The sequence below is a fragment of the Shewanella gaetbuli genome (assembly GCF_023284065.1).
GTDB lineage: Bacteria > Pseudomonadota > Gammaproteobacteria > Enterobacterales > Shewanellaceae > Shewanella > Shewanella gaetbuli.
Window position 1 is genome coordinate 605,324 of the sequence record NZ_JAKIKP010000001.1, and the last position, 12,064, is coordinate 617,387.

9 protein-coding genes are annotated in these 12,064 nt (G+C 42.1%); 3 read left to right on the forward strand and 6 right to left on the reverse strand.

What is annotated here, in order from left to right; genetic code table 11:
* Positions 1–83: 83 nt before the first annotated feature.
* From L2672_RS02665 to L2672_RS02690, 6 genes are read right to left on the reverse strand one after another with little or no spacing between them, the layout of a single operon-like run.
* Positions 84–1,697 (reverse strand): BatD family protein, encoded by a 1,614-nt coding sequence (locus tag L2672_RS02665; RefSeq protein ID WP_420833118.1) that lies wholly within the window; start codon positions 1,695–1,697, stop codon positions 84–86.
* The gene (locus L2672_RS02670; protein WP_248994308.1) at positions 1,691–3,799 is read right to left on the reverse strand and encodes a vWA domain-containing protein; all 2,109 of its coding nucleotides are present in this window, start codon (positions 3,797–3,799) and stop codon (positions 1,691–1,693) included. The genes L2672_RS02665 and L2672_RS02670 overlap by 7 nt, the downstream gene beginning before the upstream one ends.
* A complete protein-coding gene (locus L2672_RS02675; protein WP_248994277.1) occupies positions 3,796–4,797 on the reverse strand; it encodes a vWA domain-containing protein in 1,002 nt (333 codons plus the stop codon). The genes L2672_RS02670 and L2672_RS02675 overlap by 4 nt, the downstream gene beginning before the upstream one ends.
* The gene (locus tag L2672_RS02680; protein ID WP_248994278.1) at positions 4,791–5,372 is read right to left on the reverse strand and encodes a DUF4381 domain-containing protein; all 582 of its coding nucleotides are present in this window, start codon (positions 5,370–5,372) and stop codon (positions 4,791–4,793) included. The genes L2672_RS02675 and L2672_RS02680 overlap by 7 nt, the downstream gene beginning before the upstream one ends.
* Positions 5,373–6,308 (reverse strand): DUF58 domain-containing protein, encoded by a 936-nt coding sequence (locus L2672_RS02685; protein WP_248994279.1) that lies wholly within the window; start codon positions 6,306–6,308, stop codon positions 5,373–5,375.
* 3 nt (positions 6,309–6,311) lie between these two features.
* Positions 6,312–7,268: an AAA family ATPase gene (locus tag L2672_RS02690; RefSeq protein ID WP_248994280.1), complete on the reverse strand. Its 957-nt coding sequence runs from the start codon at positions 7,266–7,268 to the stop codon at positions 6,312–6,314.
* Between the two features lie 509 nt (positions 7,269–7,777).
* Between L2672_RS02690 and fadI the strand changes: the two genes are divergently transcribed.
* The 3 genes from fadI (at position 7,778) to L2672_RS02705 (ending at position 11,709) form a co-directional block, all read left to right on the forward strand.
* On the forward strand, positions 7,778–9,088 hold the full coding sequence (gene fadI / locus L2672_RS02695) for an acetyl-CoA C-acyltransferase FadI (protein WP_248994281.1): 1,311 nt from the start codon (positions 7,778–7,780) through the stop codon (positions 9,086–9,088).
* Positions 9,089–9,093: 5 nt separating this feature from the next.
* Complete coding sequence (gene fadJ, locus L2672_RS02700) at positions 9,094–11,229, forward strand: fatty acid oxidation complex subunit alpha FadJ (RefSeq protein ID WP_248994282.1); 2,136 nt, start codon at positions 9,094–9,096, stop codon at positions 11,227–11,229.
* A 264-nt stretch (positions 11,230–11,493) separates the two neighbouring features.
* Positions 11,494–11,709, forward strand: a complete 216-nt coding sequence (locus tag L2672_RS02705) for a hypothetical protein (RefSeq protein WP_248994283.1) — start codon at positions 11,494–11,496, stop codon at positions 11,707–11,709.
* Positions 11,710–12,064 lie beyond the last annotated feature (355 nt).

Genomic DNA, 12,064 nt, shown 5'->3' on the forward strand with positions numbered 1-12,064 from the left:
TTGTGTTGTAGGGATAGACTCCTACTCCGTTAGTTAAACTTGCTAACTAACGGAGTAAGGGATAATACCAATTATGTTGCGTGCTATGGGTTAAGCGGTGCAATGGTTGAACGACTTACCTTCTGAGATTTAGGTTGATAATCTTTGATTGCTGCTAATAGCTGTTGAGTGTCGATTGTCGCGGTTTGCTGGCTATATTTTGCAGACTGTATTTGTGCGATAGCCTGTTGTAGGGCAGGTGTTAATTGGCTGATTTGTGCCAATGATACTGGCGAACCCAGTTGGTTTGAGAAATAACGTTGTAATGCATTGATAATGACACTGACATCATTACTATCACAGGCTTTTTTGATAGCCGACAAATCAGACGTTAGGTTAGTTGGCTGTTCTGTGACCGTTGTAATAGTCTGTTTTTTTGAACTTGCTTGACGCCATAACACTAAGGTTATTAACCATAAAGTGGCGAATGTTGCCGTTAGCCAAGGCCAATAACTTGCTGCACTTTGGGGATGTTCTGCCGACGCAACGGTTAAGGTATTATCTGCCATTTGTCCTGCTACTACGGTGATGGTTTTTGCCGGTAAGATGGCATATTCCTGCTGTTTTCTTTGGGCGTTCCACCAAGGCACTTTAATTTCTGGCAATGTATATGTACCAGGGACTGTAGGGACTATGGCCGCGGTTAAACTGTATTGCGATAAGACTTGGCCGTCTCTGATACCACTTTGACGTAAAGGCTTTTCAGGGTAAATTTTCAACCCCTTTACGTTAGGCATTTTGATTTCTGGCAAGCCATTTTCATCTACATTCATGGCAATCAAACTGATTGTGCGGGTGATAGGGCTGCCTGCTTCAAAAGTACTTTGTTCGTCTGGCCATACTTCTCGTAAAGTGACTAAATCACTGACAAGCCACTCGCCTTGGTAACTAGGGGGGTAGCCGTGGATTTGCATAACTTTGCGGTCTGCTTCGGTTTGCATAGGAATACTTTCGTTGAAGCTAAACATACTGCCGCGGCGCTGAGTTTCAATTAATACGTCGCCTGAAAAAGTCGCACCATTGATAATAATTTCCCCCGGTAAACCGGCAACAATGCCATAGTTTCTTTCGATAACACGGAATCGACGTCCATTAACAATTTCAGTGCCATCAATGTCTTCACCAATTTGTTTAATTGTGGCGCCTTTTACTTCAGGTGCACTTAATACTCCGCGTTGCAATTCAACCGCTAGGTATAGTTTGACTTTATAATTAATTAACTGGCCCACATAAGCTTCATCGACATTAGTGCTAACTTCAATATATAAGTCTTGGCTAGCTTGAGGCTGACTGCCTTTAGGGGCGACTTCTACAAGAATAGGGGATGAGCTTATGCCGTCAATCGTGAAGGCTGGAATGGTTAACTGACCAGTTTTTTTCGGTGAAATAAGCACTTGCCAGCGCGTTTCTTTGCTGGTTTTGAAGTTAATCATTTGGGTGCTACGACCCACGCTAGTGCGGCCCACAACAAAATCATTGAGTAGCTCAGATGTATCTAGCGCTCCGGCATTGAGATCATCGTCTGCAGTCACATTTAATACAAAATATTCCCCTTCAATAACAGGATTTTTTTCTATGCTGGCTTCGATTTTGGTTAGCGCCATTACCGAAGGGGCAATAATAAGCAGCGCTATGCTTAATAATAATCTCATTACCACTGTTCTGATTCCTTGACTTGTTGACCTTGTTGACGACGTTTTTGATATTCTAACTGCATCTTATTGCGTATAAGGACTTGTGGATCTTCATTGATGGCTCTTAAAGCTCGTTCCATATTTTCTGGCAAGGGTTCTTGCCCTGCCATTGTTGTGCTTACCACTTGTTGGTCACCTTCTTGTCCTTGCTCATCTGTTTGCTCAGCTTGTTGTGCTTGCTGAGTCATAGCCGAGTTTGCTTCAGACTGTTGTTCAGCTTCCTGTTGAGTGCCTTGGTTGTTTTGCTGAGTGTTAGCTTCCATTTGAGCATCGTTATTAAGCGGTTCATTATCTTTGTCATTATTTGACTCATCAGCAGAAGATTGCTGTTGTGAGGTGTCGTTAGACTCGTTTTGCGCTTCATCAGGTGAGACTGAATTATCGTCGGGCTCATCTTGGCTCTTGTCACTATCAGACTGTTGTTGATTTTGTTGTGACTCTTGTTCAGATTGCTGCTGACTTTGCGACTCATTATCATTACTTTGATTTTGTTGCTCAGACTGCTGCTGTTGTTCATCTGTTTGAGAACTATCATTTTGCTGTTCGGAACTGTTTTGATCAGAGCCGTTTTGATCTGAACTATTTTGTTCCGAAGATTGTTGTTCAGTGTTTTCTTGGTCAGAAGACTGGCCATTATTTTGTTGATCAGACTGCTGATTTTGCTGTTGCTGGTTTTGTTGTTCTAGTAATTTCTCTGCTAAGGCTAAGTTTTCTTGAGCCTCAGTGAAATCAGGCTTTTGCGATAACGCTTGTTTATAACGTTCGATAGCGTCGGGTAATTTACCTAATTGCAGTAAGCTGTTGGCTTGGTTATATACCCCTTCTGGGCTGTTATCTTGCTCAAATAAAGTCAGTGCTTGCTGGTAATCTTTATTTTTATAATGGGCACTGGCTTGCCAATTACTTGATGAAAATAGTTGGCTTGCTTGTTCATAATCGCCTTGATTAAAGGCTTGCTGTGCTTGTTGGTCTTTGGTGAGCCATAGGTCATCCCAAATATCAGCTTGGGCTGGTTGGCTAACGCTGGCGGTTAACGCCATTAAGGCTATAAGCCCGGCTAGCGGCAAAGATATAGTGGGCACTAACATACTGGGTAAAACACCGTGTTTGAAACTCATTAGTACAGGTAATATAAGTAGTATCGCGACATAAGGCCCTAAGTCTTGCCAAGCTTCGCTTTCTAGTTCAGTGGCCTTGGCTTTGCCGTCGCTGGCAAGCCATTGGGTTAATTGTTGAATGTCTGAACCATCAGTTTGGGCGGCAACGGTGATTCCTCCCCCTTGTTTTGCGAGGCGTTGAAGTAAGTTGATATCAGTTTGTGCAACGACCACTTCATTACTGCTGTCACGTAATAACTGACCATCAGAGAGCTTTATCGGGGCACCAGACTGACTGCCAAAGGCCAAAATGGATAAGCGATATCGGCTGTTTTCTAACGTAGGATAAACTTGGTTAAATTCATTATCTGAAACACCGTCAGTGAATAAAATAATATCGCCAGTGACATGACCGCCTTGTGCTAGTAATTCTTCGGCCAACTTGATGGCCGATGATAAATTAGAGCCTCGCACAGGCATGATATCTGGTGACAATGTAGGCAGTAGGTTTAACAACGTAGAGGTGTCACGGGTGAGAGGGCTGATGTTAAACGCATCACCTGCGTAGGCAATAAGACCTGTTTCACCTTGATCAATTTCGGCTAATAAATCTGTTGCTCTAAAGCGTGCATGAGATAACCGATTTGGACTTAAATCAGTGGCGTACATTGAATACGACATATCCATGATCAGCACTCGGCCTTGCTCAGTAGCAAATACAGGTAGATTTTGTTTGGTGACCGCTGGGCCTGCTAAAGCCACTACGGCGACTATCCAACAAAAACTCAGTATCCATTTCGGCTGGCTTTTATGGTCTTGGCTGTTACTAATTAACATCGCGCTAAGGTGTGGCGCTATATATTGCTTCCATGCTGAATGATGTTGATGCCGTTTCCAGAATAAGCCACTTAAAATCAGTAATGGAAGGAGGCCTAATAACCATTCGGGTCTAATAAAATGAATCATTATGATTTATCTCCTCTAGATAGAGAAGGTAAGGTGAATCCTGTTTGAAATTGTTGACGACAAGCAATCAAAATACTGCACAGCAGTGACAGTAAAAGAGGCCAATAAAACCACTCTTTTTTCGGTCGATAACTGAGTTGTTCCCGGCTAACGGGTTCAAGTTGATCAATCGTTTGGTAAATTTTTTCTAGCTCTTCAGTATTGCGAGCGCGGAAATACTGGCCATTGGTTTTATTGGCTAAATTTTGCAGCTGTGCTTCATCTAAATCCATTGAGGGGTTTACGCGTTCTTTACCGAAAATAGTTCGACGTTCAAGTATGTCGGCACCTACGCCAATGGTATAAATAGTCACATTTCGCTTAGCAGCAATATCGGCCGCTAGTTCAGGATTAATATTGCCGGCATTATTGGTCCCATCGGTCAGCAAAATTAATACTCGGTTGCTTTCCTCTACTTGATCGAAGCGTTTTACCGCGAGTGCAATGGCTTCACCTATCGCCGTTTGTTTACCGACTAAGCCAATTTGGGCATCGTTTAAAAATTTAGCGACAGAACGTCTATCTTGAGTGAGTGGTGCTTGTAAATAGGCATGATCAGCAAATAAAATTAACCCAAGTCGGTCACCATTTCGGCGCTCAATAAAGTCAGCCATAACATGCTGAATAAGACTAAAGCGGTTCACCACTCTGCCGTCAATGACCATATCTTCAATTTGCATACTGCCTGACAAGTCAACGGCCATCATTAGGTCTCGGCCTTGTGAGGGCAGTTCGATTGGCTCTCCTAACCATTGAGGTCTGGCGATGGCGCAGAGTAAGCCTAGCCACATAAGCCAATAAAGTTTACGTGAACGGCTGACTTTGCGTTGGCTTTGTTGGGTGATGCTTTGGCTTGCACCAGGAAGTTGTAGATGACCACCTTGATCAACCGTTTTTGATTGTCGGATAAAGAAAGGTAGTGGCAACAACAAAAAGACTAAAGGCCAGCTAAAACTTAACATGCGACCTCACTTATGCCTTGTTGGGTCGTTGTAATGGCGACATGTTCAAATTTATCTTTATTATTTAGCCATAAACTGGCAAGTGAAAATAACTGTTGGTTCTCTTCAGGGGTTAAGCCAGAAGCTTGGTAACGTTTTACTAATAAATCTCCAATGAGATTTTGTTTATTTGTGGGTAAGCGTCGATCTAACCAGTTAAACCACGGTGTACCATTTAAATGTGCCAGCGACGCCCTTGGTAAATAAGTGAGAGCCGTTCGTTTTAAGAGGCTATTAACGTCTGCGGCAAATGATGCAGATTGTACATCCATTTCAGTCAGCAGCTTTAATGCCGCTTTACGTGGTGCGTGATATTTTTTGTGTTTTAACCATTTAGCTAATAACGCCGTAAATACGATTAGAATAGCTGCCAATAAAATCCAGTATCCTGGTGCAATAGGCAGTGATGAAACCGTTTCAGGTAAAGCGATATCATGCATTTGCTCTAGCGGGGATGGCGCTGGTGTCACGATCGGTGCGGTTGCGGTTGCAGAAGGTGCTGCGGCCATGATGATAAATGTAGATAAAGTTAACATTTAGCGTAGAAGTTCCAGTTGGTCACTTAAAGGTTGTCCAGCATCGATAAATTTGGGCTGAACACTCAGTTGATTCATTAATTGAACAAACTCTTGTTGTGATGCAAGCTGTTCGGATAACCACTTTTGGTAGCTGTCTCGGGTTAATGTTAATTGTTGTTTTCCATCTCTTACCGGAAACGCAAATTGTTTAGGTAAGTTGATTGTCCCTTGCCGTAATGGATCGGTAATCACAAATGCACCTATGTCGCAATGACGTTTTAATTGGGTCAGTGGGGCTAAACATTGAGGTGTAAAGTGATGCCCGTCAGTAATTATCCAAACCAATGACCCTGGTTTTGCAATTCGTTGCAAGCGTTGGCAAGCTTTATATATGTGTTCAGGGTCTTGGGGAAGGTTATCAAATTGATTTAGCTGATTTTGATGAACATCAACTAACCCTGATGATAACTGCAACATCCCTTGTCTTCGGCTGCGCGGCTTCAACTCTAGGTGAGTAGTTTCGCTGGCAATTAGCGCGCCTAGTTTATCGCCATGTTGTACGGCGCTCCACGCCATTGTCGCAGCAACATGCGCAGCTTGAACGGCTTGCAGCATCAACTTTGAACCAAAGTACAAACTATGGCTTAAATCAACTAGCAAAAAAATAGGCCGTTCACGCTCTTCGACAAACAATTTGGTATGGGCTACTCCCGTTCTTGCCATTACTCGCCAATCAATTGAACGAACGTCGTCACCATTTTGATAATGGCGCACTTCAGCAAACTCCATGCCTCTGCCTTTTACTAGGCTAGCTCGGTGTCCTGCCATTGATGCCTTAGAGCGAGTTTTACGATCAACCACCACATGCGACAATGTCTGACAAGCAATAAGCTCTTGCTCAGTGAGATTCATTCCATCACTAAATAGCGGTAATGTCGGTGAAGCATTCGTCATAAATTAAGGCACTGCTACTTGAGATAAAATTGAGTTTATAACGTGATCGGCACTAATTCCTTCAGCCTGAGCTTGATAGCTTAATAACAAACGATGCCGAAGAACATTCGGTGCAACCGCTTGAATATCTTCAGGAGAAACAAAGTCTCGTTCATATAACCATGCGCGTGCTCTGGCGCAGCGTTCTAATGAAATAGTGGCTCGTGGGCTGACACCATATTCAAGCCATTTTGCCAATTCGTCACTGTATCTGGCTGGTTGTCTGGTAGCCATAATAATTTCAACAATATATTGCTCTAATGGCTCAGCTAAATAGATATCAAGTGCTTGGTCTCTAGCGGCAAAAATGTCGGCTTGAGCCACAGGTTCAATTGTTGGCAACTGCTGACTTAGCGCTTCTTTACGAGATTGACGTAAAATGAGGGCCTCAGTTTCAGCGCTGGGATAATCTAAATTTAAGTGCATTAAAAAACGGTCAAGCTGAGCTTCAGGTAGCGGATAGGTGCCTTCGTTTTCTAATGGATTTTGAGTCGCCATAACCAAGAACAATTTAGGTAGGGTATAACTGGTTTTGCCCACTGTAACCTGACCTTCAGCCATTGCTTCTAATAAAGCTGACTGAACTTTAGCAGGGGCTCGGTTGATTTCATCCGCTAGAATCAGATTATGGAAAATTGGCCCTGCTTCAAATTCAAAAGTACCGGTTTGTTGACGATAAATATCAGTACCGGTTAAGTCAGCAGGAAGGAGGTCTGGGGTAAATTGAATTCGGTGAAAGTCACCTTCAACCCCATCACATAATGCTTTAACAGCACGGGTTTTGGCTAAGCCCGGTGGCCCCTCTACTAATAAATGACCATCAGCAACTAGTGCTATTAGTAAGTTTTCAGTTAAAACGGGTTGCCCCAAAATAACACTGTCGAGATACGTTCTTAAAGATTGAAATCGGCTTAAAGGCATATTGTTACTCGAGTTTGGCTAATAACATTAAGGTAAATTCGCCTTATGTTATGAATTATATATAGATTTGGCTAGTAGAATTAACAGATTTTAACCTGAACAATATCATGTTTTTTAATCCTACATATAAAGTGAAAAGTCAGACAGTTAACCGCTAAGATAGTTCACATTTTGCTATTGATTACTCCATTCATTCAAACCATAACATTAATCATGACAAATGGAACAACTTAAAATATTCAATAAACGATGATCATTAGTGGTTAGTGTTAATAGGTGATAAACCGTTATGACGTAATCAATAGGTTGCCGTTAATTAAGTGGCTTATAGGGACTGAAAAAATTGGATGTGCTGAAGAACTGAAATATATCTAAACAGGTGTTTAAAACCTGCCAATAAAAAGTTAGAATCAGATCACACTTTGATGGTCTGACCACTAGTTGGTCGATAATGGATATTTATCAACTTGGGTTAACTTTTCCAAGATTACAATAATAGAGGGTGAAAAATGAGTGACAGACAACAGGTAACAAATGCCCGCGGTGAGCGTATTGCCATCGTAGCAGGCTTGAGAACGCCTTTTGCTAAGCAGGCTACTGCGTTTCACGGTGTGTCGGCTTTAGATATGGGCAAAATGGTAGTCAATGAGCTGTTGTCACGCTCAGAGTTGGACCCAAAATCGATTGAGCAATTAGTATATGGTCAAGTGGTACAAATGCCAGCTGCACCCAATATTGCGCGTGAAATTGTGTTAGGTACCGGCATGGATGTGTCTACTGATGCCTATAGTGTCACCCGTGCTTGTGCGACTTCATTCCAATCTGCAGTTAACGTAGCTGAATCAATTATGACGGGGAACGTTGAAATTGGTATAGCGGGGGGAGCTGACTCATCTTCAGTTTTACCTATTGGCGTGTCTAAAAAATTAGCTCATGCATTAGTCGACTTAAATAAAGCCAGAACATTTCAGCAAAAGTTTGCCATTGTTCGTCGTTTAGGACTTAAAGATTTATTACCGGTTCCTCCTGCTGTTGCTGAATATTCTACTGGCTTATCGATGGGGCAAACGGCTGAACAAATGGCCAAAACCTATAACATTAGCCGTGCAGACCAAGATGCTTTAGCACATCGTTCACATACTTTAGCGACAGAAACATGGAATTCAGGTGTGTTACAGCAAGAAGTGATGACCGCTCATGTGCCGCCATACAAGCAGTTTATTGATCGCGATAATAATATTCGTGAAAACTCAGTATTAGAGTCTTACGCGAAATTACGTCCAGCCTTTGATCGTAAACATGGCACAGTGACCGCGGCTAACAGCACCCCGTTAACTGACGGTGCATCAGCTGTTATTTTAATGAGTGAGGGCAGAGCCAAAGCCTTAGGTTATACGCCTATTGGTTATATCAAAAGTTATGCTTTTACTGCCATTGATGTTTGGCAAGACATGCTAATGGGTCCCTCGTATGCCACGCCATTAGCGTTAAAACGTGCTGGTATGGAATTAGAAGATTTAACCCTAATTGAAATGCACGAAGCATTTGCTGCCCAAACCTTAGCGAATATGCAGATGTTTGCCTCTAAGAAATTTGCTGAAGAAAAGCTAGGCCGAAGCCGTGCGATTGGTGAAATTGATATGAGTAAATTTAACGTACTAGGTGGCTCGCTTGCTTATGGGCATCCATTTGCGGCTACAGGTACTCGATTAATCACCCAAGTATGCCAAGAGCTTAAACGTCGTGGCGGTGGCACAGGGTTGGCAACGGCCTGTGCAGCAGGTGGTTTAGGTGCAGCAATGATAGTTGAAGTGGAGTAATTACAGTGGAAAAGACATTTAATTTACAACGTCGTGAAGACGGCATTGCTGTACTGACCATGGATGTTCCTGGTGAAACCATGAACACCTTAAAAGCTGAGTTTGGCCCTGAGATTTCAGAAATTTTAACTGAGGTTAAAGCAGACGCTAGCATTAAAGGCTTGGTAGTTATTTCTGGTAAAAAAGACTCATTTGTTGCCGGTGCTGATATTAGTATGCTTGCAGCATGTAAAACTAAGCAAGATGCCAAAGCGTTATCACAACAGGGACATGTGGTTTTTAATGAACTAGAAAATCTATCTATTCCTGTTGTGGCGGCGATACATGGTGCGTGTTTAGGTGGCGGTTTAGAGCTGGCCTTAGCATGTCATTTACGCGTGTGTACCGACGATAAGAAAACGGTTTTAGGTGTCCCAGAAGTTCAGCTTGGCTTATTACCAGGCGGTGGTGGCACCCAACGTTTACCTCGTTTAGTTGGTGTTACAACAGCATTGGATATGATGTTAACGGGTAAACAAATTCGCGCTAAACAAGCCATTAAAATGGGATTAGTAAACGATGTAGTACCCAGCTCAATTTTGCTAGAAACGGCAGTTGAATTAGCTAAAAAAGGTAAAAGTGCGGCTAAACCCGTTAAAAAATCAACAGTCAATAAGATTTTAGAGTCAACGTCATTCACCAGAGACATTGTATTTAATCAAGCGGGTAAGCAAGTTGAAAAGAAAACTGCGGGTAACTATCCGGCACCTGCAAAAATTATTGACTGTGTACGCCAAGGGTTAACTAAAGGAATGACTAAAGGCTTAGAAGTTGAAGCCAGCCATTTTGCCAACCTTGTTATGTCAAAAGAGTCAGCAGCGTTACGCAGTATTTTCTTTGCTACCACTGAAATGAAAAAAGAAACGGGTGCAGAAGGAACCGAGCCTGCGAAAGTGAATAAAGTGATGGTGTTGGGCGGTGGCTTAATGGGCGGTGGTATAGCATCTGTTACCACGACTAAAGCTAAATTACCTGTGCGAGTGAAAGATATTTCTGAGCAGGGGTTAAGTAATGCCTTGGCCTATGCTTATAAATTGCTAGATAAAGGCGTTAAGCGCCGCCACATGACTCCAGCGGTTAGAGATAACATTATGTCTCTTATGACCACAACTACAGATTATAAAGGCATTAAAGATGCTGATATTGTTGTTGAAGCCGTATTTGAAGATTTAGCATTAAAACATCAGATGGTTAAAGATGTGGAAAGAGAGTGTGGTGAGCATACTATCTTTGCTTCTAACACTTCTTCTTTGCCTATAGGGCAAATTGCTGAAGCTGCAGCTCGTCCAGAAAATGTCATTGGTTTACATTATTTTTCTCCTGTTGAAAAAATGCCATTAGTGGAAGTGATAGCCCACAAAACAACCTCTGCACAAACCATTGCTACTACCGTCGCTTTTGCCAAGAAGCAAGGTAAAACCCCGATTGTTGTGCAAGATGGAGCGGGTTTCTACGTTAACCGTATCTTAGCGCTTTATATGAATGAAGCGGCTCAATTGTTGTTAGAAGGCCAGCGAGTTGAACACTTAGATCGTTCACTGGTTAAGTTTGGTTTTCCGGTGGGGCCAATGACTTTATTAGATGAAGTGGGCATTGACGTTGGTGCTAAAATCTCGCCTATTTTAGAAAAAGAGTTAGGTGAACGTTTTGCAGCGCCAGCAGCATTCGATAAGTTATTAGCAGATGATCGTAAGGGGCGTAAAAACGGCAAAGGTTTCTATCAATATGGTGCCAAAGTGAAAAAGGCGAAATTGGTTGATGAAAGCGTTTATGGCGTTCTAGGTATTCAAACTGCTTCAGATAAACAAGCCAAAGAAGTGGCTGAGCGTTGTACCATACAAATGCTAAATGAGGCGGTGAGATGTTTAGAAGAAGGCATTATCGCAAATGCTAGAGATGGTGATATTGGCGCTATATTTGGTATCGGATTCCCACCATTCTTAGGCGGGCCATTTAGATATATTGACACTTTGGGTGCTAAAAACTTAGTGGATACCCTGTCACGTTATCAAAAGCTCTATGGTGATCGCTTTGAAGCCTGTGAATTGTTGAAAACGATGGCATCAGATGGTTCCACTTTTCATACCTATGGCGCTAAATAATCTATAAGCATAATTAGCGGCAAACAGTTTGTATAAAAAAACGGCAATGCATGGCCGTTTTTTTTTGCCGTTACGGCATACTTCTGCCTAATTTTTGGTCGATAATGAACAGCTATTAGGGTATTATTTAACCCACAAGTTACCGTTTAGCGTTACTTTCCAGAGGATATAGCCAAAGCGATGTAGCTAATATGAGATGATATTGGATATTTAAGCCATAAAATTAAAGGATTATAATCTACTGAACGTATAAAGAGGTATTCAGTGCTTGTTGATTTTAATTGGTTGTTAGTCTTTGCGATAGTTGTATTAAGTAGCTTATTTTTCGGCTTCTCAGCTTTTTATGCGGGTTTAGCAGTAAAGCGTTGGGCTTTAGTCGGTGGGCTTTTAGGGCCTGCAGCGTATCCGTTATTTAATACACATAAGCATTTGGCTTACCGCAAAGTTGAAGGTAAAAGTTGTCATAGAGTTAAGCTTTAGTATTAATGATATTCAGCGCAACAAAAAAGGAGCTTATAGCTCCTTTTTTAATTGCAATTTTTGGCTTATTACTTCCACCAAGCTTTAGCTTGTATCACTTCTAAATGCTCAAGTCCTTCAGGAAGCTTCACTTTTTTACGTGCAGGCTGAGCTAAACCTAATGCCACTCTAATAGAATAAAACATGATTAAATCCTCTTAAGCGGTTTGTGTATTTAATACTTTGATGTTTGGGAATCCCGCAATTTGGGTGTCGAGTACTTTAATGTTTGGGAAACCTGCAGTTTGGGTGTCGAGTACTTTAATGTTTGGGAAACCTGCAGTTTGGGTGTCGAGTACTTTAATGTTTGGGAAAC

What these genes read in the sequence shown, in the direction of transcription:
- L2672_RS02675 (WP_248994277.1), bottom strand. Translation starts at nt 4,797, where the DNA reads ATGTTAAGTTTTAGCTGGCCTTTAGTCTTTTTGTTGTTGCCACTACCT.
- L2672_RS02680 (WP_248994278.1), bottom strand. Translation starts at nt 5,372, where the DNA reads ATGTTAACTTTATCTACATTTATCATCATGGCCGCAGCACCTTCTGCA.
- L2672_RS02685 (WP_248994279.1), bottom strand. Translation starts at nt 6,308, where the DNA reads ATGACGAATGCTTCACCGACATTACCGCTATTTAGTGATGGAATGAAT.
- L2672_RS02690 (WP_248994280.1), bottom strand. Translation starts at nt 7,268, where the DNA reads ATGCCTTTAAGCCGATTTCAATCTTTAAGAACGTATCTCGACAGTGTT.
- fadI (WP_248994281.1), top strand. Translation starts at nt 7,778, where the DNA reads ATGAGTGACAGACAACAGGTAACAAATGCCCGCGGTGAGCGTATTGCC.